The sequence below is a fragment of the Nocardia alni genome (assembly GCF_019038435.1).
Taxonomy (GTDB): domain Bacteria; phylum Actinomycetota; class Actinomycetes; order Mycobacteriales; family Mycobacteriaceae; genus Nocardia; species Nocardia alni.
Genome location: NZ_JAGPOX010000088.1, coordinates 1 through 26453 on the forward strand (window position 1 = coordinate 1; position 26453 = coordinate 26453).

General features: G+C 65.2%; 24 protein-coding genes and 1 pseudogene. 14 read left to right on the forward strand and 11 right to left on the reverse strand.

Going from position 1 to position 26453, the window contains the following annotated elements:
* Positions 1-643: WXG100 family type VII secretion target (locus JZ791_RS28125; RefSeq protein WP_216898359.1), on the reverse strand; the 643-nt coding region annotated here is incomplete at its 3' end.
* A gap of 1394 nt (positions 644-2037) precedes the next feature.
* Positions 2038-2397: a hypothetical protein gene (locus tag JZ791_RS28130; protein ID WP_216898360.1), complete on the reverse strand. Its 360-nt coding sequence runs from the start codon at positions 2395-2397 to the stop codon at positions 2038-2040.
* A 9-nt stretch (positions 2398-2406) separates the two neighbouring features.
* On the opposite strand from JZ791_RS28130, the gene JZ791_RS46160 reads away from it, so the two are divergent.
* The 5 genes from JZ791_RS46160 to JZ791_RS28150 all read left to right on the forward strand — a co-directional run bounded on the left by JZ791_RS46160 (position 2407) and on the right by JZ791_RS28150 (position 6975).
* Positions 2407-2538: a hypothetical protein gene (locus JZ791_RS46160; protein ID WP_256461972.1), complete on the forward strand. Its 132-nt coding sequence runs from the start codon at positions 2407-2409 to the stop codon at positions 2536-2538.
* 10 nt (positions 2539-2548) lie between these two features.
* A complete protein-coding gene (cas5c, locus tag JZ791_RS28135) occupies positions 2549-3220 on the forward strand; it encodes a type I-C CRISPR-associated protein Cas5c (protein ID WP_216898361.1) in 672 nt (223 codons plus the stop codon).
* Complete coding sequence (locus JZ791_RS28140) at positions 3220-5037, forward strand: type I-C CRISPR-associated protein Cas8c/Csd1 (protein WP_216898362.1); 1818 nt, start codon at positions 3220-3222, stop codon at positions 5035-5037. Before cas5c ends, JZ791_RS28140 begins: the two co-directional genes overlap by 1 nt.
* The gene (cas7c, locus tag JZ791_RS28145) at positions 5034-5921 is read left to right on the forward strand and encodes a type I-C CRISPR-associated protein Cas7/Csd2 (protein WP_216898363.1); all 888 of its coding nucleotides are present in this window, start codon (positions 5034-5036) and stop codon (positions 5919-5921) included. The genes JZ791_RS28140 and cas7c overlap by 4 nt, the downstream gene beginning before the upstream one ends.
* 226 nt (positions 5922-6147) lie before the next feature.
* Positions 6148-6975, forward strand: a complete 828-nt coding sequence (locus JZ791_RS28150; protein ID WP_216898364.1) for a ZIP family metal transporter — start codon at positions 6148-6150, stop codon at positions 6973-6975.
* Between the two features lie 352 nt (positions 6976-7327).
* Here the strand turns inward: JZ791_RS28150 and JZ791_RS28155 are convergent, their stop codons facing one another.
* From JZ791_RS28155 to JZ791_RS28170, 4 genes are all read right to left on the reverse strand, one after another.
* Positions 7328-7843, reverse strand: coding sequence for a GNAT family N-acetyltransferase (locus JZ791_RS28155; protein WP_216898365.1), 516 nt, complete (start codon positions 7841-7843; stop codon positions 7328-7330).
* Between the two features lie 552 nt (positions 7844-8395).
* On the reverse strand, positions 8396-8668 hold the full coding sequence (locus JZ791_RS28160) for a YciI family protein (RefSeq protein ID WP_216898366.1): 273 nt from the start codon (positions 8666-8668) through the stop codon (positions 8396-8398).
* Positions 8669-8695: 27 nt separating this feature from the next.
* Complete coding sequence (locus JZ791_RS28165; protein ID WP_216898367.1) at positions 8696-9406, reverse strand: dienelactone hydrolase family protein; 711 nt, start codon at positions 9404-9406, stop codon at positions 8696-8698.
* 288 nt (positions 9407-9694) lie between these two features.
* On the reverse strand, positions 9695-10531 hold the full coding sequence (locus JZ791_RS28170) for a helix-turn-helix domain-containing protein (protein ID WP_216898368.1): 837 nt from the start codon (positions 10529-10531) through the stop codon (positions 9695-9697).
* 114 nt (positions 10532-10645) lie between these two features.
* Here JZ791_RS28170 and JZ791_RS28175 point away from each other — a divergent pair, with 114 nt between their 5' ends.
* Positions 10646-11842, forward strand: a complete 1197-nt coding sequence (locus JZ791_RS28175) for an epoxide hydrolase family protein (protein ID WP_216898369.1) — start codon at positions 10646-10648, stop codon at positions 11840-11842.
* Positions 11843-12129: 287 nt separating this feature from the next.
* Here the strand turns inward: JZ791_RS28175 and JZ791_RS28180 are convergent, their stop codons facing one another.
* Positions 12130-12390, reverse strand: a complete 261-nt coding sequence (locus tag JZ791_RS28180) for a hypothetical protein (protein WP_216898370.1) — start codon at positions 12388-12390, stop codon at positions 12130-12132.
* 27 nt (positions 12391-12417) lie between these two features.
* On the opposite strand from JZ791_RS28180, the gene JZ791_RS28185 reads away from it, so the two are divergent.
* Complete coding sequence (locus tag JZ791_RS28185; RefSeq protein ID WP_216898371.1) at positions 12418-13410, forward strand: glycosyltransferase; 993 nt, start codon at positions 12418-12420, stop codon at positions 13408-13410.
* 36 nt (positions 13411-13446) lie between these two features.
* On the opposite strand, the pseudogene JZ791_RS28190 reads toward JZ791_RS28185, so the two are convergent.
* A pseudogene (locus tag JZ791_RS28190) lies at positions 13447-13680 on the reverse strand (epoxide hydrolase N-terminal domain-containing protein); the annotation flags it as partial.
* A gap of 17 nt (positions 13681-13697) precedes the next feature.
* On the opposite strand from JZ791_RS28190, the gene JZ791_RS28195 reads away from it, so the two are divergent.
* A complete protein-coding gene (locus JZ791_RS28195) occupies positions 13698-14084 on the forward strand; it encodes a putative quinol monooxygenase (RefSeq protein ID WP_216898372.1) in 387 nt (128 codons plus the stop codon).
* Positions 14085-14218: 134 nt separating this feature from the next.
* On the opposite strand, the gene JZ791_RS28200 is transcribed toward JZ791_RS28195, so the two are convergent.
* Positions 14219-15703 (reverse strand): amidase, encoded by a 1485-nt coding sequence (locus JZ791_RS28200; protein ID WP_216898373.1) that lies wholly within the window; start codon positions 15701-15703, stop codon positions 14219-14221.
* A 545-nt stretch (positions 15704-16248) separates the two neighbouring features.
* On the opposite strand from JZ791_RS28200, the gene JZ791_RS28205 reads away from it, so the two are divergent.
* Complete coding sequence (locus tag JZ791_RS28205; protein ID WP_216898374.1) at positions 16249-17193, forward strand: aldo/keto reductase; 945 nt, start codon at positions 16249-16251, stop codon at positions 17191-17193.
* A gap of 500 nt (positions 17194-17693) precedes the next feature.
* A complete protein-coding gene (locus tag JZ791_RS28210) occupies positions 17694-18473 on the forward strand; it encodes a PucR family transcriptional regulator (RefSeq protein WP_216898375.1) in 780 nt (259 codons plus the stop codon).
* 78 nt (positions 18474-18551) lie between these two features.
* On the opposite strand, the gene JZ791_RS28215 is transcribed toward JZ791_RS28210, so the two are convergent.
* Positions 18552-19526: a hypothetical protein gene (locus tag JZ791_RS28215; protein WP_216898376.1), complete on the reverse strand. Its 975-nt coding sequence runs from the start codon at positions 19524-19526 to the stop codon at positions 18552-18554.
* Positions 19527-19715: 189 nt separating this feature from the next.
* Between JZ791_RS28215 and JZ791_RS28220 the strand changes: the two genes are divergently transcribed.
* The 4 genes from JZ791_RS28220 to JZ791_RS28235 all read left to right on the forward strand — a co-directional run bounded on the left by JZ791_RS28220 (position 19716) and on the right by JZ791_RS28235 (position 23245).
* On the forward strand, positions 19716-19889 hold the full coding sequence (locus JZ791_RS28220) for a CsbD family protein (RefSeq protein WP_216898377.1): 174 nt from the start codon (positions 19716-19718) through the stop codon (positions 19887-19889).
* A gap of 84 nt (positions 19890-19973) precedes the next feature.
* Complete coding sequence (locus tag JZ791_RS28225) at positions 19974-20828, forward strand: DUF4097 family beta strand repeat-containing protein (protein ID WP_216898378.1); 855 nt, start codon at positions 19974-19976, stop codon at positions 20826-20828.
* A 568-nt stretch (positions 20829-21396) separates the two neighbouring features.
* Entirely contained in the window at positions 21397-21975 is a 579-nt protein-coding gene (locus tag JZ791_RS28230) for an NUDIX domain-containing protein (protein ID WP_216898379.1), read from the forward strand.
* A 292-nt stretch (positions 21976-22267) separates the two neighbouring features.
* On the forward strand, positions 22268-23245 hold the full coding sequence (locus JZ791_RS28235; RefSeq protein WP_216898380.1) for a hypothetical protein: 978 nt from the start codon (positions 22268-22270) through the stop codon (positions 23243-23245).
* Between the two features lie 103 nt (positions 23246-23348).
* On the opposite strand, the gene JZ791_RS28240 is transcribed toward JZ791_RS28235, so the two are convergent.
* Complete coding sequence (locus JZ791_RS28240) at positions 23349-26174, reverse strand: DUF6924 domain-containing protein (RefSeq protein ID WP_216898381.1); 2826 nt, start codon at positions 26172-26174, stop codon at positions 23349-23351.
* Between the last annotated feature and the right edge of the window lie 279 nt (positions 26175-26453).

A 26453-nucleotide genomic window follows, 5' to 3' on the forward strand; every position in this document is an offset into this window, starting at 1 on the left:
CGGTCACCCCCGACTCGATCGCCTGCACCCAATTGATGCCATGACGATGCCCCTGACCGACCTCGATCTCCTGCGCCAAAAGATCCGCCCCGAAACCGATCCCGCCCTGCTTGAGCGCCTCGATCGCAGTCAACTTCCACAACGGCCGCTCGGCCACCCGCACCGCCTGCGCCTCCAACGCCTCAGCCAGCTCACGCGCGATCAACCGCATGATCCCCGCACCCTCGGCCTCGACCAACGACACCGCCCACGCACCGAACAACGTCGAAAGCGCATACGCGATCTCCGCGGCCATCAACGCCAGCGTGATGATGATCTGCAACTTCGCGTACTCGGTCTGGCTGCCCATATCGAACACCGAATCGCCCAGTTGCTCCAGACCCTGCACCATGCTCGGGATCGAGCTGTCGCCGGAGAAGAACTGATCGAACTGCGATTTCATCTGATCCGCGCCCGACCCCGAATAACTGGCCAACGCGGAATCCACCGCCGCGTGCAACGGATCCAGGATCCCGTTCAACGACTCGGACGTATCCGTCCAATCCTTGCTCAACGCGAAGAGCTTGTCCTCATCCCCCTTCGGCCACGACGAACCAGCGAGATACGCCAGCCACTGCAGCTCGGGAGGGATTTCCAGGCTCATCGCTCAACTCATCGATCAGCGACAGTCGGGTGTTGACGATAACTTTCCCTGTTGGCCACCGTCGAAGGTGCCGATCCGTGGGCCGAATCCGGTTGTGGCGAGCTGGTTCCCGATGGACGCAGCAAATGTTGCGATCCGCTGCCGTGAGCCGTGGCGATCGAACGGCTGTATGCACCAGTACAATTCGTGAGATTGCAGTTCGTTTTTGGAAGGTTCACCACGTGCACTCCTGCGCGGCCTAGGAAGCTGTACGGCCGTCTCCTGGAGTAAACGGTACCGCAATCTTCTGATCCCGGCTGTTCTCGTGCTCGAGGCTTTCTCTTCATGTGAGCGATAGCGAGCCTTGTCGACGAGGACGTGCCACCGCGTCGAATCCTGTTGAGTGACATCATGATTTGAACAATCAATGCACAGCGTGCGTCCGGATTGCCGGGCACGATCCGGTAGCCCGACTCGACGCTCGGGGCTCCTGTCACGGACGCGCGATCCTGCGGATCGACCGGACAGGGCGAACTCGACTCGTCCTCCGGAGGCATCAGACCGGTCAGAACACCTTGTGTACCAAGAACTTCCGTAACATGCGACGGTTTCAAAAATCCCGGTCTGTCTCGAAAATGCCTGGTGTATAGGCGCATTCACTATCTACAGTGAGCGCTGTCGGTTGCCAGGGTGATGCCTGGTAGCCACGGCCACGAAGTCCATTCGGCCCTCGCCCGCGATCTCGTGCGAATCGCGAACTGTCAGTTGTCAACTGCTGAATCGACCGCGAACACGGATGCATCGCGCGGTGCTCGTGACCTCCCCGCCGAAGGCGATCGGGACAAAAGCGTACTCGCAATCAACTCGCCGCTCCTCTTTCCCTCTTTCCGATAGCTGTGTGGTGATCCACCAGTGCGGCATTCGCGATTCGCTCGTGAGCACGGTCCTGGTTCCGTCCACTTCACCGACAATTAGCTGCCAATGTGAATACTGGCGTTCCCTGGTCACCGTTTCCGAAATATGGGGCCACCGCTGTGCCGACATTCTCGCTGCCCGCGAATATCTGGCATCACTGCGTGACGTCTGGTCTCGATTCCTGGTGGTTGAGATTCTCGCCGGACGTAAGCGCCCGGCGCTATCAACCAGTTTCCTGTCTATGACATACAGGTCGCCGTTGAGATTCTCGCTGGACGTGGATGCTCAGCATTGCGCTGACTGAGGAGCGCTTTCGCGCTGCTCAGGACTGCTTCGTTAGGTACTCTAGCTCTTGATACCCCGATTTCCGTGGTCGTATGCTCGCAAATTTCTTGGAGCATACGTCGAATTGGAGGTTCGAACCAGCCTGAATTTTTCCGGATATCAGTCAGATGACATGTCTCTTTCGTTCTCGTCCAGGTCCGGCCATGACAAGTGCCCTAGATTTCAAAAATAGGCCGTTTGTGTAGATCCCTGTACAGCTCCCGGCAATAACTCGCCCGCACGAACTGATCATCCGATTCCGCACCATCGGGCCCGGAGTTTTCATCGCAAGACTGTGGGCTCGTCCTCTGTTCCAGCACCTTCGCCGCGAGTGGGGGTTTCCTGCCGCCGTTAAGGGCCGGAATCCGATGACGGGGCCGGAAGTTCGTGATCCGACGCGTGCCTTCCGGGTGCTCGGCGATGGCACCGTGCCGGTGGTCGTCACCGGCGACGGACCAGCGGGCGTTGCCGATCGGCTCTTGGCTCGGACCGATCGGTCGAATAGTATTGGCCGCCAGGTCTTTCGGGATCTTCAACCTTGCACTGTGGCGTTCCCGATCCGACTGCTGGACAGATGCGCCGATGCCGGATTGCCGACGCGGGCGACCGGTGGGCTGTATCGGTGGTCCGGGACCTACGACGACGGTGTCGGTATCGACGAGAATCAGCTCAGCTGAGGAGATGATTGTGAGCGGACTGCAGCTACCACGCTCGGCGGCGGGAGAGCGGCCTGTGGTGGTTCAGGTCTGGGGTGACGCGGCGCTGTTCACCAGGCCGGAGCTCAAAGCCGAGCGGGTGACCTATCCGGTCATGACGCCCACTGCGGCGATCGGTGTGCTCGCCGCGATCTACGCGAAGCCGGAGTTCGACTGGCGGGTGGTCGCCATCGAGGTCCTCAAACCGATCCGTCAATTCACTCAGCGGCGCAATGAGACAACCGATCTCGTGCCTTTGGTTGACGCGGTAGCCGGACGCCGCCGGGTCGACACCGTTGCTCACCGTGTGCAGCGCAACTCGGTATGCCTACGGGACGTGGCCTACCGCATTCATGCCCATGTGGTGCTGAGACCCCACGCCGACAAGCCGACGACCGCCTACCGGGATCAGTTCCGGCGCAAGGTGACCCGAGGCAGTTGCTTCAGCCAGCCCTACCTGGGGACGCGTGAATTCACCGCCTATTTCGGCGATTCCGACGGGACACCGGCGGTAAGCGGTTTGACCGAGGACCTGGGCATCATGTTGCACAGCATCGACCACTCCAGTACACCGCCGACTTTCGCGTGGTTCACCGCCTGTTTGGATCGTGGTGTGCTGCACATCCCGGAGCGCGGTATCGCCAGCAGTGGAGGGATCGGCTGATGCTGCTTACGCGGCTGGTTGAAGTCGCCGAACGTGGCGATATCAACGAACTATTCCATCGGTCACGAAATTTCGCTTGGCAACTGGACCTCGACGCCACCGGCCGGCCCCGATCCTCGACCTTGCCGGCGCTGTCGCAAGTCGATGCGAAGGGCAAAGCCCGGGGCATCGATCATGTTGTTCCCGCCACCGGCCGGTCGTCGAATATCGCACCGACACTGACCGCAGGCGATGTCCAGTACGTCATGGGGTGGGGTGACGAAGACACGAAACCGGCGCGAGTGGCTCGGTGCCTGGATGCGTTCGTCGACTTGACCTCTCGGTGGGCCGACAGCGAGGCCGGCCGGCAGGACCCGGTCGCGCGAGCGGTGGCTGCCTTCTACCGCAATGGCGGGCTCGGGATGCTCGAGCCGCCGGATGAGGTCCGCACCGACACCGACCCGGACGTGCTTCGGAAGGGTTTCGCCAAACAAGGCGTGCTCATCACAGTCGATGGTATTCCGGCCTACCGCTCCCCGTCGGTGGTGCCGTTCTGGGCCGCCGAGGTGGCCCGCAACAAGGGCAGCAACCAGGACGGTCTGTGCCTGGTGTGTCGTAAGAATCGACCGCTGCTGGATACCGTGCCCGGCAAGATCCCCGCACGGCTGGTCCCCGGAGCGACCAATGACGCGGTGTTGGTCACCGTGAACGAGCCGGTCTTCGGATACGGGCTGACCACCAAGCTGGGCGCCTGCCCGATGTGCATTACTTGCGGCGAGTCGATCATCGTCGGACTGCGGTCGGTGCTGGAATCCCCGCATTCCATCACCCTCCCCAGCCAGGACAGCCGCATGGCATGGTGGCTGACCAGCGGTAGCGACTCTTCCGTCCTCGAGATGCTCAATCGCCCCAGACTGCAAGACGTCAGGGCATTGATCGACGCGCCGACGCGCCGAGAGCATGTGTTCGATGGCAGCGAACGGGCCGAGGAGCGAGAGAAGCCCGATCTGTTCTGCTCGCTCACCATCGGCGGCAACGTGTCCCGGATCATGGTCCGGGACTGGATCGAGATGCCCGTCCAGAATGTCCAGGAGAACGTCGCCGACTGGTTCGTCGAGCACGCAATGGTCCCGCTAGGTCCGGGCGCATCGGAGTTCCACGGGATTCTCCGGTTCGCATTGGCAACCGGTCGGTGGATCTCGGCAACGAGCGCTTACGCCGACTTCGACGCGAAGGGCGCCGATCGTCCGCACGACGTCTACCGCGGTCTCATCCATGCCGCGCTGCTCAACCGGCCGCTGCCGGCATCACTGCTCCCGCAACTGATCCACCGCGTGCACCGCGACAACCACTTCGATTCCACGCGTGCCGCGCTGGTCCGGCTCATCCTGAACCGCTCACCCGCCACCACGGAGAAGCCCACGCCCGGCCTCGACGACAACAACGACAAACCCGGCTACCTCGCCGGGCGAGTCTTCGCCAACCTCGAAGCGCTGCAATACGACGCTTGTGGAGGAAGACTCAACACCACCTACAGTGACCGGCACCTGTCCAGCGCGGTTGCCAACCCGAAAGTTGGCCTCGTCGCCGGCCTCACAGAGGCGCGCGCGTGGTTGACCAAACTCCGCCGCGCACACCGTGGCGCAGTGGTCAACCACGCAAAAGCGCTCGACGAACTGTTGAGCAAGCTCGCCGAGGTCGGTGGCATCCCCGGTCGCGGAGGTATCGACCAGCAGGCGTGGTTCCTGCTCGGTTGCCACCAGCAACGCGCCGCTCGTCTCGCCGCCGCCGAGTCCGGCCATAACTCCGCCCCATCCGAAGAGGAGCCCACCGAATGACCGAACCCCACCTGAATCCCGAAGTCCGCCATGACATCGTCTACCTTTTCGACGTCACAGACGGCAACCCCAACGGCGACCCCGACGCCGGAAACCGGCCACGCACCGACGACGAAACCGGCCAAGGCCTGGTCACCGACGTCGCCCTCAAACGCAAGATCCGCGACACCATCGCACTCGCCGCCGACGGCGACCCCCGCTACGGGATCTTCGTCGAAGCCGGACACGCCCTGAACCCTCGCCTCGAAGCCTCCTACACGGCGACCGGTCTCACACTCGACGCCAAGATCACCGCCGAACAGGCGGCACAAGCCCGCGCCTGGCTGTGCGACCGGTACGTCGATATCCGCCTGTTCGGAGCCGTCATGTCCGTCGGCAAAACCAGACCCCTCGGACAGGTCCGCGGACCCGTGCAGGTCGGGATGGCCCGCAGCATCGACCCCACCGCGCCCGCCGACCACGCCATCACTCGCGTCACCCAAACCCGCCAGGACGACATCGACAAGGGCGAAACCACCGAAATGGGCGGAAAATGGACCGTCCCCTACGCCCTGTACAAGGTCGAGATGTACTACTCCGCCACCCGCGCCGCCCAAACCGGCGTCAGACCGCGCGATCTCGAACTGCTCTACACCAGCCTCGAGATGATGTTCGACCACGACCGCTCCGCCACCCGCGGCACCCTCGCACCCCGAGGTCTCTACGTCTTCAACCACCCCAACACCTTCGGTGCCGCACCCGCCCACACGCTCACCGAGCGCATCAAACTATCCCACCTGAATCCTCAAACTGCCACTCCGCCAAGAACATTCGGTGACTATGTCGTCAACATCGACGATACCGACCTCCCGGACGGAATCACGCTGACCAAGCTCATCAGTTGAAACCGAAAGTGCAACAGAGCCGATAATCCGCCAGTCCCTCCCAGGGCAGGGCTAAGGGCTCAGTTGCTCCAGACAAGCCACCGGAACTGGGCTGTCGACAACGACTGCCGACGGCGCCTGGGCGACGTTGGCCGCTGCTAACGAGGGAACCTCTGACGGCTTGTTGGGTAAGGGTTGCCTGACCTACACTGTGTCCGTTCGCTCCCGCCCTAGCCGAGGTCCTCTCATGTCCAGCACGAACATCGCCCTGCTAGGCGCCATAGCAGGATTCACCATCTACCTCGGCCTTCCGATCGGCCGGCTGCGCAAACCCACCCCTCGTCTGAGGGCTGGGCTCAACGCGCTGGCCATCGGGATCCTGGTGTTCCTGGTCTGGGACGTGCTGACGCACGCCTGGGAACCGATCGACGGGGCGCTGGGCAAGCACGAGTGGGGCACGGTGGCATCCGGCGGGCTCACCCTGGTGGCGGGCCTGGCGGCGGGGTTGCTGGGCCTGGTGTATTACGACAGTTGGATGGCCCGTCGCCGTCAGGCTCCCAGGGGCCCGCAGGGTCCGGGTGCGGTGGCCGTCACGGAACTCGCGTCCACGAGCCGCAGCCAGGCTGCGTCGCTGGCACTGATGATCGCTACCGGCATCGGCTTGCACAACTTCGCCGAGGGCCTGGCCATCGGCAACTCCGCCGCCAAAGGCGAGCTGTCCCTGGCGGTCCTGCTCATCATCGGCTTCGGCCTGCACAACGCCACCGAAGGCTTCGGCATCGTCGCCCCGCTCGCCGCGGCCGGTGAACGCCCCTCTTGGCTCGCTCTGCTCTGGCTCGGCCTGATCGGCGGTGGCCCGACCTTCCTCGGCACGGTCGTCGGTCAACGCCTGGTCAACGACACGGTGTCGATCGCCTTCCTCGGCTTGGCCGCGGGGTCCATCCTCTACGTGGTGATCGAGCTGCTGGCTGTCGCGCGTAAGGCCGGCCTCAAGACGCTGATGACCTGGTGTGTCTTCGCCGGTCTCGTGCTGGGCTTCGCCACCGACGCCGTGGTCACCGCAGCCGGGGCCTGACGCAAACCACGCGTCAGGAAGCCAACCGCGACTACTGCCGCCAGATGCGATGCGACCCCATGCCGACCAGAACCGACACCTCGCTGAACGAAGGGGCGGAGCCACAACCTGGATCGGTGCCGGACCGCACCCGCCGACTCCCGTGTGTCGGCCCCGGCTACCCGACCCGGGCACCGGCCTCTTGTGAGGCAACCCGGCCGCACCCGACGCGCCCGTGCCCGAGGGGCCCCGGGTCCGGGCCGTCGCGGTGAAACGACAGCGATGCTCTCGGCACCGCGTGCCCGACGCCTACTCATGCGCGGACGCATCATGCTGCGCCGCCACCACCGCTCGTCGGTCTCGTTTTCCGGGGTCAACTGATGCGTGACTGGAGGTTCTTCACCAGGAATCGTGCGGGGTCGGCGATGTCATGGAGGGTGCTGTCGCTGTCGGTGTAGTGGTAGCGATCGAGGTAGTGGCAACCGGTTTCCTGGTATCCGAGTCGCAGGTAGAGGGCCGCTGCCCGAAGGTTTCCCCCGTTGACGCCCAATCCGATCTGGTGATACCCCCGTTCGCGAGCAAGGTCCTCGGCCACGGCGATGAGTGCTGTTCCGATGCCCTGGGATCGGCGTTCGGGTGGCCAGACGTCCAGACCGTTCAGTTCGGGGCAGTCGGGGAACTGCTGAATGACCTCGGGAGCAGCGCAGCCGTTCCAGAGGATCTGACCGGTTCCGGTGGGGATGTCGTCGCTCCAGGCGATCAGAAATGTGCTGTGGCCATGTTGCTGGCGTTCGAATCGTGTGCCGTGGCGGTCGGGCTGGCCGGGTGTTGGGATATGGGTCCGCAACAAAGCGAGGTCCTGTTCCCGGCAGGGGCGCGTGATGAGCATCTACATCCTTCCCGGATGACCGAATCACGCCCGCCGCGTCATGGACATGCCCGAGATGACCGCGTCTCCAAACCTGAACTGAGACAAACAGTTACGACGACTATATTGTAGACGAGTCCGCGAGACCTGCCGGGCAAGTCCGCGGTGGATGGGGTGGTGAGCGGATGAGGCCATCATCCGCAAGGTGCTGAATGCGTGGTACCCGAGTAGGCAGGCGGCGTTCGGTGTCGGTCATCTGCCGCGAGATCGCCGGGGAATGCAAGGTATGGGCTGTGCTCGCCGTCGCGGTCGTCGGTGCAGCGGCGGATCGCCAGGTTGGATCCTGTGAAGACTGCGGCCGCTCGGGCGGCGCGGTCTCTGAAGTCGACGGGCGGGACGTCGCCGCCGGTGGCCGGGGTGTTGGAGCGGGTGCAGATCGACCGCCCTTCGGTGGGGCGATGTCGATGGTGACAGTGACGAAGGGATCATTCCTGCATGGTCGTGCAGCCTAATGAGAGTGTGCGCTGCGGCAACCGGTTTTTGTTGGTCGGTATCGGGGCGTTGTGCCGTGTATTACCGCTGTTCAGGCAGGAGCGTGTCGTTCCAGTCCTTGATCTCGAAGGACTTCACCAGGCGTTCGAGTATGAAGGGGTCTTCCTGTGTGAACTGTTCGGCCGCGGCTCGAGTGGTGAAGATCGCCATGTTTCCCATATCGGAGAAAGTGCCGATTCCAATGACTACGCCGCGAGCGATGAACTTGTCCACCACCTGCTTGTGTCGTGGATAGACGCTCATGATCGTTTCTATGGTGGCGCCCGAGGGCTGCCCTATCACGACGGCTTTCATTCGATCCTCCTGTGTTCGCGCGGTGGATCAGGCGAAGATCTCGGTCAGGAACGCGCTGGCGGCGGCGAAGGAGCGAGTGTCCGCCGCGAGGTCGTAGGCAACTCCCGGGGTCGTGCTGGGCGTGTTTTTGTGGGTGAAGCCATGCTGGACACCCCCGTACATGTTCAGCTGCCAGTCCGCTGCCGCGGTATTCATTTCTTCGGTGAAGCTGGTGACGTCCGCTGCTGGGACGTGTGGGTCTGCCGCGCCATGGCAGACCAGTATCCGGGCACGAATCGTGCGGGGCTCTGCGGGCGCGGTATTAGTGAGGCTGCCGTGGATACTGATTACCCCCGCCAGGGCTTCACCTGCGCGGGCGAGGGTGAGTGCGGCGAGGCCGCCGAAGCAGAATCCGACCGCCGCCATTCGGCCGTCTGTGCCGGGGCTCTCACGCAGGGCCGCCATGGCTGCTCGGGCGCGGCGCCGCAGCGAGGCAGGGTCGTTGCGGAACGCGGTGAGCGCTGTCACGATCCGCTCGCGGTCGCCTGCAGCGTCGCCGAGCATGTCGCAGGCGAAGACTGAATAGCCGAGTGACGCGTAACGGCGAGCCTGATCTTTGGCGTGCTCGTCGAGCCCGGCTCCGCCGTGGATCAGAAGGATGCCTGGTCGTTCACCTGGTTGTTCATCGTCGCGGCAAAGGAAGCCGGTGAGCGGAGTGTCGAGGTCGGCGTAAATAACATCACGCGAAACGATGGTCATACGACCTAATCTATCTGAACAATTCGGCATTGTATCACATAAATATTTATTTAGCAATAGCAAAGTAGCTTCCGATGCCGACTACCTGCACCGGGCAGACGTCGAGCTACAGCGTGATGTGCTGCAACACACGACGGAATCTGGCCGAACCGGCGGGACGGCTCCCGGTGGGGGCCAGGGCCTGTCGGCCGGGTAAGTCGATGGAATCTCCGCGGTCAGTGGCACGGCTACTCGATGCCGAAGTCCTTGATCCTGCGCCTTCCGGCTTGCAGCGCGGGTATCCAGCGCTTATGAGATCGACCGCAGCCGGCCGCGATTCTGGGAGGTGAGTCGGCGGAGGGCGTGGGCGGTGTCGGCGTCGTCCGGCAGGAAGATTACGAGTTGCTGGTCATCGGTGGACGCGTCGAGTGTCTCGCGCCGTAGGCGCAGTTCGTCTCCGGTGGGGTGGTTCAGGCGCAGCACGCCGCGCTGGGGCACGATATGGCGGTTCAGCCGGCTGGTGAATCCTGGACCGGCGGCGGGAGCCAGTCGCTCGGTGAACCATTCGGTGTTCTCGAGTGATGGCCCGAGCCACAGGTCGAATGCTTGCTCGTCGGCGACAAGGTCCCAATCGGCGAAGAAGATACGGGCCCGAGGATCGGTGAATACGTACCATGTGAGATTCGCGGTATCGCCGTCCAGAAGCCCGGAGTCGCGGGTGAGCGTGTCGTAGGCAGTGGTGTGGGCCAGGATGTCTCCCAATCGGTTCGTTACGACCGCGATGCCCGGCTCCAGCAGTCGCAGTATCTCCAGTATCGCGGGCCGGACCTCCCGATTCGGCGGCACGGGCCGCCCGTGCGAGGAGCAGGCGCCGCCGCTGATCTTCACCAGATATCGCAGATGGTTGCGCGCGGCACGGTCGAGGCCGAGTGCGTCGGCCAGTGCGTTCAGGACTTGCCCGGAAGGATTGCGGTCGCGGCCCTGCTCGATGCGCGTCAGATATTCGACGCTGATCCCCGCCCGGGCGGCCAGATCCACACGGCGCAGGCCGGGCGAGCGTCGGCGGGCTCGGCTCGGCAGACCGAGTGCCTCGGGCTGGAGGCTGTCGCGTGTGGCGCGAATGAACTCTCCCAACGGCGTCCCCATACCTCACTAATTTACGGCCTTCGAGAGATGACGGCGGGGGCGGAGAGTGGCCCTGCGGGGGCCAGCCTGGGCACGGTCTGGTCGCTGCCACGGATCGAGCCGAAGGTGATGTGCATGGATTCCACGAACCACGCTGAAAAGCACAGGCCAGGAACCGAACCACTGCGAGTAGCACCGTTCGCCGTCGCGATCGGCCAGGACCAACTCGATGATCTGCACCGCCGGTTGCGGCACACCCGCTGGCCCGACGCTGTGCCGGACACGAACTGGGACAACGGCACCGACCTCGCGTTCCTGCGCCGCCTCACAGATTACTGGCGCACCGAATTCGACTGGCGAGCACAGGAAGCGAAGCTGAACATGCTTCCGCAGTTCACCACGAGCCTGGACGGCCTCGATATTCATTTCATTCACCAGCGCGGAACCGGCCCCAAACCCTTCCCGCTGGTGATCACCCACGGCTGGCCGGGGTCGGGCTTCGACATGGCGCAGATCATTCCCCTGCTCACCGATCCCGGCTCCCATGGCGCGGACCCGGCCGACGCGTTCGACGTCGTCGCCCCCTCGCTGCCCGGATACGGTTTCTCGCAACGCCCGGACCGGCCGGGTTTCGGTCCCCACCGCGTAGCCGAAATGTGGATGGTGTTGATGACGGGTCTGGGGTACGAACGGTTCGCGCTCCAGGGCCATGATTGGGGCGCCAGCGTGTCCATGTGGCTGGCCTCGCGCTTTCCCGAGCATGTGGCCGGACTGCACATCACCATGGTTCCCGGCCTGTACCGGCCTCCCGTGGGGAATCGCCAACCCGTGTCGGTCGAGGAACAGGCGTTCCTGGATACCCGCTCGGAATGGTTCGCCACCGAGGGGGGATACCATGCCCTGCAGTCGACGAAGCCGCAGACCCCCGCGTACGCACTGACCGATTCGCCGGCCGGCCTGGCGGGGTGGATCGCGGAGAAGAATCGGAACTGGAGCGATTGCGGCGGCGACGTCGAGCAGGTGTTCACCATGGATGCCCTGCTGACCAACATCTCGCTTTACTGGTTCACCGGCACGATAGGATCCTCCATGCGGTTCTACCGCGAAAATAGTCTGCTACCACTACATTTCGCGCCCGGCGAGCGGGTCGTACCGCCCATGGGGGTCGCGGCGTTCCCGCAGGAACCGATGCCGCCCAGGTCGTGGCTGGAACGAGTATTCACCGTGACGCGCTGGACCCCGATGCCCCGAGGCGGGCACTTCGGCGCCATCGAGGCGCCCGAACAACTCGCCGAGGACATACGAGAGTTCTTCCGGCCGCTGCGCACATAACGTGAGCGCTCATTGCTCGACGTCAAGGTTCCAGGTCATAGTCGACGGCCAACTGCCGAGCCCGTTGTCGGGCGTGAAGCCCACGAACGGCAGTCCCCCAAAGATCTGTCGCCGAATGGCCTGGCGGGAGGCGAGCAACGAAATCTGTCCTATTTGCTACTTGCCGGTGCGTGTGAATTTTCTCCGGTAATGACCGGGTGGCCCTTGGCTTCCATCACGATCCGCGCCGTATTGAGCGACTCAGAGCTGGTAGAACTATGCCGAGTGACGTTTGTGCCGTCGAGTCCTCATCCAGCGCCGCTGATTTCGAGGCGGTCGCCGATGTGGCGGAGGATGTGGATGGTGATGTTGCGGCGGGCGCCTTCGGTTTCGATGATGTATTTTCTATTCAGGGTGCCATCGCCGAACTCGACCCAGGTTATGGCGCTCCATCGATATGTGGGTGGAGTGGGAGAACGTTCGTGCGGATTTTGTTCGGTTCTACCCCTGCGGCGGGTCATCTTCTGCCGCTCCTGCCTCTCGCGGATGCAGCGGCTCGGGTCGGTCATGATGTCACATTTCTGACCGCCGGGGCGATGGAAGGATTCCTCGGCGCTCGGACACTGCTGGCCGCGGGCCCGGACCTCGGCGAGCTGCTCGCGGAGAATGCGCGGCGCGCCTCTGGCGACCCGACGAACTTCGGCGAGGCCTCCGCCGCGTTGTTCGCAGGCACCAGGGTCGACCTCACCTGGGAAGACGCGTTGAAACAGGCACTGGAATTCGAACCCGATCTGATCGTGGGTGAGTGGGTGGACTTCGTGACACCGCTGCTCGCGGCCAAGTTCGGCGTGCCGTGGGTCGCGCACTCGATCGGTGGACCGTTGCCCGTCGAGTTCGTGGGTGCGATGCGGCGGCGTGCCGAGCAGCAGCACGGCCGTCTGTCCGTGGTGCCACGCGAGCGTCTCGCCTTGGTCGATCCGTTTCCGGATTCGCTGCGTCTGTCCACCGATACGGCGCCGGAAGCCGATCGGGTGATGATCCGGCCGGGCGGTGTCGCCGTTTCCTTCGCGGGGCGGCCGAGCCTACCGGTGCCGTCGCGGCCCGCGGGTACGGCTCGCGTCCTGCTCACCATGGGCACGACCGTGGACGATGCCGCGTTGTTGAGCACACTCGCTCGGGCGGTGGCGGAGACGGGCGTGGACGTACTCGTTACTTCTGAACCGGAGCGGTTGGAGGCGCACGAGCGGGTGCACGCCATCGGGTTCACCCCTCTGGATGAGCTGTTGCCCGAGGTCGACGTTGTCATCGGCTCGGCAGGCAGTGGCACGCTGCTGGCATCGCTGGCCGCCGGGGTCCCGTCCGTACTTTTTCCCGTGCTCGCCGATCAACCGTTGAACGCGGCGCGGGCGTCGCATCGCGGGGTCGCCGAGGTGCTGGCCGATCCCGCCGAGGCGGGTGCCGCGGTCGGTCGCGTCCTGGGTGATCCGGCGTATCGACGGGCGGCGAAGGAGGTCGCAGCGGAGATCGCGACGCTCCCCGCGCCGGAGAAGGTACTCGCGGAACTCCTGTCGCTCGGTGGCCTGTCGTAGCGTCGGCGTGGGTGTCGTGGCGAGCGACCACGGCAGGGATCGCCAGTCGCGCTGTAGCCAGGCGTCCAGCAGGTTCCGCAGGCGATCCGGCCCGATGCCCTGCGTACCGTCCGGAACAGTCTCCGCTTCGGGAAGCCGGACATGGTCCAGACGTCTGCGCAGGTCCTCCAGATCGTGGTCGGGAATGCTCACCGGAAATGGCTCGACCTCAGTAATGGCACGATTCTTGCGAAAACAGGCAACCTTTCCGCTCGTCGGCCTGAATCTCATCGGCAATTATTGACAATATGCCGGAAGATCTCACGGAAGAAGGCACCCCGGAGACTGTCACCGACCATGTGCAGCCGACGTCTGCGCCGCGGGACCGGCACGGCTTCTGCGTTATCGTGCACGGTCGCGCGCGGGCGGACCGGATCGAAGCGGCCCAGCGTGTGCTGCTCGAGATCGTCGGCCCGATCCGCGCCAACCCGGACTGCGGGGAGTTTCGTATTTTCCAGGGCAAGCACGACCCACACTCGTTCACGCTCGTCGAGCGATGGACCGGCCGCGAAGCGGTAGCCGCCAACATGAAACTCGTCTATACGACGAAATTCAATGTCGTCAGGGACGAAATTTTCGAGCGTCTCGACGTCGATTTCGGTCACGAGATCGAGCCGCCTGAAACCACGTTCTGATCAACCTCGATCATCGCCATCGACGATTTGCCTGCGGTCCTGCGAGCCCCCGACCGTCGATGTAATGGTGTTGCCAGCGCGCTGCAGATCGCGACATCGCCCGCCCGTGCATGAGCGGAGAATTTCGCTGTCGATCACATGGGTTCCGGGGGTTCGAGATGGCTCCAGGGCTGGGCTTGTTCGAGTTGGGCGGCGAGTTGCAAGAGTAGGAATTCCGAGCCGAGGGGGCCCACGAATTGGGTGCCCAGCGGGAGTCCGTCGGTGGTGCGGTGCAGGGGCACGCTCATGGCTGGGCGGCCGGTGATGTTGGCGAGTTGGGTGAACGGGGTCGGGGCCAGATTCCTCAGGACGAGGTCGCGGTAGACCGGGGTACGCGTGATCGCCGCGCCCGCACCGAGTTCCAGCAGCAGGGCCATGATCTTCTCCACGGCCGCAGGCGGTTTCGTTTCACCGATGCGCAGGGGCGGTTGCGCGAGTGTGGGTGTGAGAAGCAGATCGTAGGTGCCGTGGAATTCGGTGAGCGCGCGCGTGTAGGTGTTCCACCGCTCCTGGGCCTCGATCAGTTCCGGGACCGACTGTGCGCGGCCGGCGGCGCCCAGCATCCGGGTGGTGAGGTCGAACTCGGAATCGCTTGCGCCGGTGAGGCGCCGGGCCCGGCCGAGCTTGGTGGCCAGGTTCGCGGCCCACACCGTCATGAAGTCGCGCGCCAGTTGCCCGCCGTCCAGGCGCGGTGCGGTGGGCTCGACGTGATGGCCCAGCTGTTCCAGTAGCGCCGCGGTCACCTCGACCGCGCGTACGGCCTCGGCGTGAACCTTTGTGCCCAAAGGGGATTGGTGAGTGAATCCGATGCGCAGCGGCTGCGGGGAGGTATCCATGGCCGCTGCGTAGGACTGGTGCGGCCGCCACGGCAGCCAGGGGCCGCCGAGGTCGGGTTCGGCGAGGATATCGAGCATGACCGCGGAATCGCGGACCGTGCGGGAGAGCACACCGCCGGTCGACGCGCCGAAGATGTTCTCACCAGCGTCCGGACCCGCCGGCACCAGCCCGCGTCCCGGCTTGAGACCGAACAACCCGGTACACGACGCCGGGACGCGGATCGAGCCGCCACCGTCACTGGCACCGGCCATCGGCACGATCCCCGCCGCGACCGCGGCCCCCGATCCACCCGACGAATCACCGGGAGAGCGGTCCAGGTGCCACGGATTACGCGTGGCACCGTAGGTCCGGGATTCGGTAACGGCGATGGCGCCGAATTCGGGCGTGGTGGTCTTGCCGAAGATCACCAGCCCGGCATCGATCCACCGCTGCACCACCGTACTGTTCCTGTCGGCCTTCACTTTTCGTAGTGGACCGGTGCCCGACGCAGTCGGATAGCCGGCGAAATCCTGTCCGAGATCCTTGAGCAGGAACGGCACTCCGGCGAACGGCCCCTCCAGCGGTCGCGCGGCCGCCGCACGCCCGGCCTCGTCCATCCGGAGGCTGATCGCATGGATGTCGGGGTCGACCTGTTCGCACCGGGCCATCGCGACCTGGAGCAGTTCGGCCGGGTGCACGTCCCCCTCGGCCACCAACTCAGCCAGACCGACCGCATCATAGGCCCGATATTCGTCGTACCGCATGAACTTTCCTCTCCACCGTCACCACCGGCGGCGGCACAGCGACATCGCAAACGAGTTACATGGTTTCTAGCACCCAGAACCCGCCGATTCGCCACCGCGACGGCCGCACAGGATCCGCGGAAGTTCGACAGGCAGTTCCAGCGGTTCCTGAACGCCTGACCCGGCATGCCACGATCGCCGAATATATTCACAACTCGTTTCGGTTGTGGACGGGTTCTGCCTCCCGCGGGTCCTGGCTCAGCGACGCTTTGACCGTTTCGGTGAACGCGTCGACGATCACTTCGAACGCGCTGGCTTCGACGCGTAGACCTTCGCACCCCGTTCGACGAGCTGGGCGGCGAGGTGGAGGCCGATGCCCCGGTTGTCGCCGGTGACGAGCGCGGTAGCTGGAGGCCGTCCGCGGCGTGGTCGATCGCCTCGTCCAGTGCCGTGTGATCGCGCTGGGCCACTCGGGTCGATCGGCATTTGAAACTGGTGGAGGCGGCCGAGGAGGTAAAGCGCTTGTAGCTTGTAAGAAAAGTGACGAACGAATGGATGGGTTTTCGATGACACAACTCGGCCACACCGGCATCGACGTATTCCCGCTCGTGCTAGGCGGCAACACATTCGGCTGGACCAGCGACGAGACGACTTCGCATCAGGTGCTGGACGCGTTCGTCGCGGGCGGCGGCAACTTCATCGACACCTCGGACAGCTATTCCGCATTCGTGCCGGGCAACTCGGGCGGCGAGTCGGAGACGATCATCGGTTCGTGGCTGGCCGCCCGCAAGAACCGCGACAGCGTGATCGTCGGCACCAAGGTGAGCCAGCACCCCCAGTTCAAAGGGCTGGCCCCGGCCACTGTCGCGGCGGCCGCCGATGCGTCACTGGCCCGGCTGGGGACGGACTACATCGATGTGTACTACGCGCACTTCGACGATCCTGACACTCCGCTCACCGAAACCATCGGCGCGTTCGACGTGCTGCGTAAAGCCGGCAAGATCCGCACGGTGGCCCTGTCGAACTACACCGGCGCCCGGATCACCGAATGGCTCGACATCTCCCGCCGCGAGGGATACGAGCCACCGGCCGTACTGCAGCCGCACTACAACCTCGTGACGCGTCAGCCGTATGAGCGTGAGATCGCTCCCATTGCCGTCGCCGAGGGGATCGCCGCCGTACCGTACTTCTCGCTGGCCAGTGGATTCCTCACCGGCAAGTACAAGAACAAGCAGGATCTGGCCGGGGGGATTCGTCAGAATATCGCCGGCCAGTACTTCTCCGAGGCCGGGCTCGCGGTTGTCGCAGTGGTCGAGGACATCGCGTCCGCCCGCGGGGCGGAGATGTCCACCGTGGCGCTCGCCTGGCTGCGCGGCCGGCCGAGCATTGTCGCCCCGATCGTGAGTGCCCGCACACTCGAACAACTCCCGGCCCTGCTGGCCTCGGCGACGCTGGACCTCACCGCCGACGAGACAGCCGCACTGGACGAGGTGTCCGCCCGGATCGGGTGAGACCGCCTCCGCAGGGCCGTCTCAGGCAGCGTCGCCGCCGACGCGGTGGCGACGCACAGCGTTGCGGTCGCGGTACGCGACCTTGTCGAACCCAGGTGGCCGGCCACCCGCAGCTCCCCGGCGGCGGCGTGTTTCGATATCGCTGAAGTCGTTGCCGCAGCGCGCAATGCGCCCCACCGTATGCGGCGGGGCGAGGTCGGTGTGTTATGGCGCTGTCACTGCGGCCGGGGATGATGGGTTGTCCCGCTCAGCGGGAACCTTCGGCGGTCGCGGTGTCGCAGCCAGCACACTCGCATCGGTTTCGGAATCACCGTGCTCGCGGGTCGTCTCGACTTGTGGGTGTGCGCGAGATTCGCGCCGCCGGTGCCGCCGCCATGAGCAGTACGCCAACTCACGCAAGCGTTTTCGCCTCTGGAGTTCGATATGTCCGCTTATTCTGCTTTGAGAGTCCAGGTTGCCGCCGACGCCCGGTGCACGCGCCTTGGGCGGTTCGATCTCCTATGAGCGCGGACCGTCGACACGGCACGTCGGAGGACCTCGCGGCCGCGTTGCTGGCCGGGGACGTCGCCATCGCGCTGGCCCGCAACTGCGGAGTCGGCATCGCCGCATCGTATTTTATTGTGGCTGTGTCGATTCCGGGTGGTCGGCCGGGCGATGCCGAGTCCGAGCGGGTGGTCGGGCGCCTTCGCGGCGTGCTCGCCGGTTGGTTCGGGGGCAACGTGTTGTCGTTGCTGTCGCCGTTGGGCGGCACTGTGCTGATACCTGTCGAGTCCGGAACGGATGAGGGACTGGACATCCGGCTGGCGCAGCTGTCGACCGTGGCGCGGTTCACCGCCGCCGTGGTGTCGGCGGCGCCTGGGCAGATCCCCAGTGCCGCCCGGCGTGCGCACGAGCTTCTGGAGCTGGCCGTCGAGTTCGGTCGGCCGGGCCGGGTGTATCGGTTCGCTGATCTTGCCCTGGAGTATCAGTTGACGCGTCCCGGTCCTGGGCGTGAACGCCTTGCCGCGCTGCTGGAGCCGTTGGGGGAGTATCCCGAATTGCTGGAGACCTTGCGACTGCACCTGTGTGAGAATCTGGGGCGTCAGCGGCTGGCACGCAGGCTGCATATCCACCCCAACACCCTCGATTACCGTTTCAAGCGAATCGCGCGGCAGACCGGGCTGGATCCGACCCATCCGATCGGTCAGTGGTATCTGCGGTCGGCCTTTGTCGCCGAGGTCGGATCGCGTAATCCGGCCATTCGAAGCGATGGTGCGCCGCCCGGCTCGGCGACCGCATGAGGTGGGGCATCGACTCGGGACCAGAGCAGCTCGGTGCTGCCGCGTGCTCGATCGACGCCCATGGAAGTACCGGATCCGTCAGTGGAATTGCGAGATCGCCTGGCGGATAACGTCTTGGGACACCGTGTCGGATTTCGAGGAGACGTACACGTTCGGCAGATAGGGGCCGGTGAAGTCGGACGGCGCCTGGGGTTCGATCGCCGGGCCGACCGGGCTGTTATACCCCCAGTACCCGTCCTGGTCGGGAGCGGGGGTCGCGCGGTAGATCGTGTGCGGGCCGTCCGGGATCGCGGTGGCGTCGGAGGTCAGGGAATTCTGCTGCCGGTATTCGTATCGCAGGATCACGTCCTGGTTGTGATAGCGGAAATCGCATTCCCAGGGGTTGTGCACCGACTGTGTCGCCGGCACGCCCAACCGGGTCTGGATCGCGCAGGGGTCCGCGCCCAGCAGCACCGAGTGCGCGGTGGCCGGCGAGGCGCCCTGCTTCGGCTCGGCGGTCCAGGCGCGCATGGCGTCGGGCAGCAGCCGCTGCGCGACGGGGCACGGCTCGGTGCCCAGCGGTGTGTCTACGAACATCATCAGTGCCGCGCCCGAGACGAAACGGGCTGTGGCGGTGCAGGTTCGCTGCACGAGCTGGGCAAACTGAGCGGCGGGCAGGCCATCTCGATCGGCCTGATAGGTGTAGGTCACGGCCCCGACGGTTTGCTGGGTCCCCTTCGGCACCGCGATGGGTCTGGTGCTGAACACGTCCGACCATTGCACGTCGGTGCCCTTGTAATCCTCGGCCGACCCCAGTTGCGCGTCGCAGGTGCTCAGATTCGTATCGCCCACCGTGCGCACCGAGCCGAGGCTGTTCAGCGTCTCGCGGGGGATCAGGGCGCAGACGTCGATCTGTCGAATGCGGTTCTCGATCTGGACGCTGTCGGCGGCGGGATGCGGCGTCGTCCAGAATCCGGAGTCGGACGGACTGCTTGTCGGCGTCGGGCCGTTGCCTGTGCCGCACCCCACGATGCCGAACAGGAGTGCCCCGATCAGAGCCAGCGTTCGATACATCGCGTCCCCCCACAAGTGGTTGTGTCCGTCTATCCGGTGCGGCAGTGCAGTCTGCCCGACTATCACCGTCTGTGCAACGCGAACCGGAGCGCCTCTGTTTCGAGCCCGAGAGGCAGGGTAGCCGAGGCTCGAGCGCCCGTCAGACCGTTCGTCAGCGACAGTGGGCGCTCCGACCGAAGGAGGTATGTGATGAGCGCAACCGACAAGGCGAAGAACAAACTCGACGACTTGGCCGGCAAGGCGAAAGAGAAGGTGGGTGAAGCGACCGGGGATCGCGACACCCAGAACGAAGGCAAGGCCGATCAGGCGAAATCGAACCTGAAGGATGCCGGCGAGAAGGTGAAGGACACCTTCAAGCACTGATCACCACCGGCATCTACGGCGCGTGCCGCTCACCGCTGGTTCTTGGACCCGGTGGGCGGCACGTCACGCCAGGAGGGCGCAGTCATGCGCGAATTCGACACTCCCGAACCTATTTCCGTCGTTGTCGACGCCTACGTAGGCCACATCGGGATCATCGCGACCGACCGCGCTGTCACTGTGGTCGACGTGCGCGCCGACAACCAGAACCGGAGCCTCGACGTAGAGGTCGTCGAACAGACGCGCGTGGAATACTCCGCGGGCCGACTACGGGTGAACACGCCGCGACCGCTGCCATCGGAGCGAGCGGTCAGCCGCGATTACGGTGCGATCGAGGTCGTGATCGAGGTGCCGAGCGGCTCACGAGTCCAGGCCGACACGGCGATGGGCACGATCCGGACCACAGGCCGGCTCGGCGATTGCCGGCTGACGAGTTCGCTCGGCGACATCCACGTCGACACGGCGGGCGCGCTGGAATTGAGCACCACCATGGGCACGATCTCCGTGCAGCAGGCACATGGCCGAGTACAGATCCACACCGGCACCGGAGAGGTGCGCATCCAGCGCATCGACGGCCCTGCAGAGATCGATCACTCCAACGGCGCCACCACGATCGACTTGGTGACCGACGACCTGCGAGTCGAGTCGGCCAATGGCGACATCACCGTCGGTCGCGCGGAGTCTCGTGTCACCGCCAGAACAGACGTGGGGTCGATCCGGGTCGACGAGGTCGCTCGGGGATCGGTCTGCGTCGAGACCGGGATGGGCCAGCTCGAGATAGGCATCCGGCCCGGCATCGCCGCGGCGCTCGACCTGCACACTCCGTTCGGGTCGGTGCGCAACGAACTCGACGCCGCCCAGCTCCCCGAAGTCTCCGGCAAGAACACCGAGGTACGGGCGCGTACCTCGGCCGGCGACATCATCGTGCGCCGGTCGGCCTGATCACTCCCGGTCGGGCGCTTCGTCGGTAGCCACGGCTGTCGTCACCGCACATGCGCCGGGCTTTACGCCGTCCTGCGCTTGCAACCAGCATGAATGTAGTGACAGCGGTGTCGATGCGCGGGGTTCCGAATCGCTTGTGAATCATTTATTCTGGATGATCGTTACATTGTGGAATGATATACGGGGTGATGTTTTTTGCCCGTGGTGCGGACCCGCTCCCGCTGTAGCGACCTCGGTCGGAAACTTCGATACTGGGCTGGCAGAGTCGCGCTGATTCGTGTTTCCCAGTCGAGAAGTTGCTCCTCTGTCAGCGGCGTTTGCAGCGCGAAGTGATGACTGGACGCGCCGAACACCGTCGCGGTGCCGGGTCGGCCCGCCAGAGCCTCGATTCGTTCCCGCACTCCGGCCCAGATCCCCTGCATGGCCGAAGCCTACAAACCCTGTGAGACAGATCCGGACACGTCCGGTGACGACTGCCCGCCCGATACGAGCAGTGTTGTGCAGGTGCACGATTCTGATGACGTCGACACGGTCGAGGGTGTCGGTACCTGCGGCTATGGTCGCGCGCATGGAGACTGCTACTGCGCTCGTCGCCGACATCGTCCGTGCGATCGCGCCAATGGATTCACTCGAGCAACAGCACATCGATCTGACTCTGTCTTGGCTCGCGAGCACCGACGACATCTTCCGCCGAGTCAGGCCCGCGACTCCGCCTCAACATCTCGTCTCGTATATCGCGCTCGTCGACCCCGTCGAAAACGCGCTGTACCTGGGCTTGCATCGTCTCGCTGGATTACATCTCCCGATGGGCGGCCATGTCGACCCCGGTGAGCATCCGCTTGCCGCGGCCCGGCGCGAGACGGCCGAAGAACTCGGTATCGACGCCGACTTCAGCGTCGTCGGTGACCGGCCATTGTTCCTCACCGTCACTCCCACGGTCGATGCGGACACTCATACGGACGTCAGCCTGTGGTACGTCATCCGCGGCTCGCGGCAGCGCGACTACGCCCTGGACCGAAGGGAATTCGACGGCGGACGGTGGTGGGACATCGATCCCTCCGCCCTCCCCGAATCCGACCCGCACCTCGGTCGTTTCCTCACCAAACTACGTGTCGACATGCTCCACCGGCCGGTTCTCGATCGCTGATCTCTGAGGGACCTCCGACTCTGTCGTGTCGCTCGTGGTCACCAGATCATGAACTTGGATGCGGATCTGGTCGGGTGGTTCGCGAATGAGGTTATCGATATAGGCAAGGTATTCGGTGGGTTTCGGCAGACGGTTGGTGCGTAGGTCGGTTCGCAGGGCGACGCCGCGCAGCGTGCGTAAGATCAGGCATCCGGTGCGAACGGCTCGACGGGCGGTGACTCCGAAGTCGGTGCGGTCGGTAGGTCGCGCGGTTCATACTGTGACGCATCCGGTTGCCGCAGTGGAGTACTCGATGATCGATGCGATCCTGAATTCGGGTAGGGGGCGTTCCGGACGACGATCGACCGGTGCGGGCAGACGGTCCGGCCGAGGCAACTCTCCGGGCGTGGCGAGTCCCGGGCTCGACGCTCGCTCCGTATCGGGCGGTAGAGCCGGTGTTGCGATCGAATCGCAAGCTGTTCTGGACAGGCTGATGGCGGTCGAAGCACTGCGGTTTGCGTCGGCAACGCGGCCGATCGTGCCGCCACCGGTGCCGGTGGCGAGTGCGCCGGTGATCGCGCAGGAGTGGCGTCGTCGCAAGGCGGGCATAGGTTTGTGGGAGCGCGGTAAGCGTCGTGAACTCCGTATGCGGATCGGCATCGAGGTTCGGGCCGAGGTCGATCGCCGGTTCGACGAGGCCTGTCGTGATGTTCGCCGGTGCCAGGACGAAGCCGATCGATGGTGGAATGCGCTGAACGATGGCGATCCGGTGGTCTTGGCCGCTGTACTGTCGAATGCTTTCGCCTATGCCCGGCTCCCGGTTCGTGTCGCAGCCACCGATGGCCGATCCGCGGTTCTCATCTTGACTATGCCTGGGCTTGATGTGTTGCCGAAGAAGATTCCGCATGTCACTCCCACAGGCAGACTGGCGAGCAAGGCGTGGCCCGCTACCGAGGTCAACGCTGCCTACCAGCGCCTCCTCGGTGGTTATATGCTGGCCACCGTGCGCCAAGCCTGGGCCGTGGGCCCGCCGCTTCGGCAACTGCGGATCATTGGCGTTCGGTACCAAACAGCGGGGGCCCAGGTGTATTTCGATGTGTCAGTGGACCGCTACGCGATGGACTGGGACTCGAACACGACCGGTGCCGCTCTCCTGAGGACGGCGCCAGGAGGGCTGAAAACCTCCGGCACCGCCGGCCGAGTCCGCCCCTGGCCGAAGGACGCGATCCCAGAGGAAACATTGGCGATGATCCGTCGATCGGGCAGCATCGAACTGCCTGCGGCCCAATAGGTATCACTAGAGGCTAAGCACGCGGCGCGAATCCGGCGGAATGTGCGGCCATCGGGTGCTGCGACGCGCCCTATTCGGTCTGCGGCGGTGTCACCTTTGGGTGTTACGCCAGGCGTTCGGCGATCCCGTCGGTGGCGAAGTCCTCGAAGTCCATGTTGCCGAGGTCGAGGTTTGTGCTGATTTCGATTGCGGCGTCGGGCATCAGGCGGAATTGGGTGGTGAATTCCTCCTCGTCCTCTTCGAAGGGGTTGCCGTCCCACTCGGTCGTCACGGCCAGTAGGGGATGGACCGGGTTGTTCATCGTCATGGCATCTGCGATGAACAGTGCTCCTGGTCTGCCTGGTTCGGGTAGAGCTGCGCATACCTCGCGTAGCACCTGTTCGGCTGGGGCGCCGGCCAATCGAGGATCGGTGACTACGCATGGGGGCACCGGGTCGTTGTCGAACCACGGCGCGCTCATCTCCTGGATTATCTGGTCCCATGCCTCGTCGTCGGTGAAGTCGGTGCGGACCACCAGGGGGGTCATATCTTCCCAGCCCTCCACCACCAGGAGCGGTTCGGGCGGGCTCGTGGGTTCGGGTTCGGGCTTCGGCGCCAGGACGCCGCCGAGTAGTTCGCCGCCCAGGGCGGCGGCGGTGGGAACGACCTCGGTTGTGCGGAACAACAGGGCGTGGGAGTGCATGGAGTGCACGATCTCCGCCAGGGCGGCGGCGACCTCCGGCACCTTGGCTCCCTTGCGGCGATGGGGGTACTCCCGCAGTTCGGCCACGAGCGTGCCGTCCCGGTGGAGGTCGAACACCGCGAAGCCGCAGTTCCCGTCCGGTTGATGCACGGCCGCCACCGACGGCGCGAGCTGTGCCACCTGCAGATCCGGGTCGTCGGAGATCAGCAGAACGTCCGGCCCAACGGCGATGGCCGCCACCACCGTCCCGCCGTCCGGATGCGTTGCGTCCCTGTGTCGTTGGAGCTCACGCCAGGTGCCCGCCACCGGCGCCGCGCCGATCCGCTCGAGGACCTGCTCCGGAGTGCTGTCCTTCGCCACCGCCACGCAGTGGCCGTGCCCGCTCAGGACGTTGAACCAGGTGAGGAGGTCTTCGTTGTGCGCCAGCCGCGGTTCACGGACCGGGCCCGGTCGCTGCGAGCGAGGGGACGAGGCCCACACGAGGGCCCCCGCGTCGTCGCGAAGCTCGACCCCGCCGCGCTCGACCACGAGTTCGGCGCCAGGTCCGGCGATCTGCTCCAGCACCGTGCCGTCCAGGTTCCGCACGCGCAGGAATCCGTCGTCATCGAGCGCCAGGATGTTCTGCGTATCGGGGAACCGATCCCAGTGCGACGTGTGTCCTCGCACGATGATCCGCACCAGACGACCGTCGTGGAACAGTACGGTCGACCCATCTGCGCTGGTCAGTGACTGTCCGTCCAGGCTTTCGCCACGACGCAACGTCGATCCCCGGGGCACAGGACGCGGTGCCTCGCCCGCGGGCACGTCGGGGACGCCCGTACTCCACAACACCTCGCCGCTCCCGGAGGTCAGGGCCAGTTCACCGCTGTCACGCATCTCCAGCCGCCGCACGCCCAGCCATGCTGTGCCGGTGCTCCATATCCGGTTACCGCGGTGGTCCCACGCCACGAGATCGCCGTCGGGGCCCAGGCACAGGCTCGAGGTCCGCGAATCGACTGTCCAGACCCGATCGCGGGTGAGGTTGTCGCGTACCGCCAACGACGGCTCATACGGCGAGTGCAGCAGCGTGAATCGCCCCGACGGCGAGGTCAGGGACTGCATCGACAGGCTGCCGCCCAGTGGCAGCCACGACTGTCCCGGCTGCCATACCACCCGCCGCCGGAGCGGTTGGCTCATGCTGCCCAGGGACGCAGCGCGCGCCGGCATCGCCGGCATGGCCGATCGGGCGCCCCCGGTGTGCCCCGGTATACGTTTCTGCGGCATTTGCGGCGAGAGGGGGGCCGACCCGCTCCGGGCCCGCGGCTCCGCCTGCACCACACTGATGCCCCGGAAAGCCACTGGGACGTGTCCGGCGCGCTGGCGGTATCCGGCGAATCCGCCATCCCCGCCGGCCAGGAACCGCACGGTCTCGAGTTGGAGGTGTGGTGAACCCTGGTTGCCGGTGATGTCCAGGCGATAGTGCCCGCAGGATTCCGGCGTCGCGATCCGGTACGTCTTGGGCTGATGCCGCTGAGTGAACAACTGACCGGAGCGCGAATCGAGCGTCCGCCACTGACGCCCGTCCGCCGAACCGCGCAGCGTCCACGCCGACGGATCGCGATCGGGTGAGTCGTTGGCGGAGGTCAGAACGTAGCGATCCACCGCGACCTGCTCGGCCAGTTCGAACTCCAGGGTCGCGCGGTTCTGGTGGGCGAACCACTTGGCGCTCGACGCGAGCACCAGATTCGCGGCCACCTCACCCGCGTCGCGATATTCGGCACTGGCCCATACGCCGTTCACAAGGCTGCTGACGTCCTCGGTGCCGGAGGGACGCGCCGAGCGCAGGACGAGCGAGCAGGCTTGTCCCGATCGGTCCGACCAGGCCACCGAGCGCATTGGGGTCTCGCCGCCGTCGATCAGGATCCGCAACCGCCCCGCCGGGCTCCAGTCGTCGGAATCCTGCGTCTCGGTGTCGAACTCGTACCCGCGCGCGTCGGCCGCATCCTGCGCGAGCGAATCATCGAGTTCGCCCCGCAGCTCCTGTATCAGGCCGTCGTCGGCGTAGCGGTGTCCGTAACAGCTCGCCATATCCGGCGCGAAGCCGAGCGCGAGCCGGGCGCCGTCCTGCGTGACCCAGGACAGTTGCGTGGGCATTACGGGATCACCGTCGTTCACCCGCACGAGCAACCGCGTCGCGGGCACCCACTCCGTGGCACCCCACGCGCGTCGCCACATGCGAAATGCGAACGCGGACACTTCATCCGACACCGGCTGCACCGATCCTCCTGTTTACCTACGGCGCCGCGGACGAATTCCACGGCGGCACACGGTCGTACGCGACCGTCGCAAGGACGGTCCGCCGGACGGGCGGCCCGAAAGTGGTTGCCGGGAGCCCGATCTCGGCGGGACACCGGCGGCACGTGTGCGGGCCGATCTCCGCGTTCGGGGCCAACCATAGGCTCAGGTACCGACAGAATCGCGCCGAGCGGTGTCCGCGCTGGTAGGGCGAAGAACGTCAGGCGACAGGGATCATGCACTCGCGGTCCG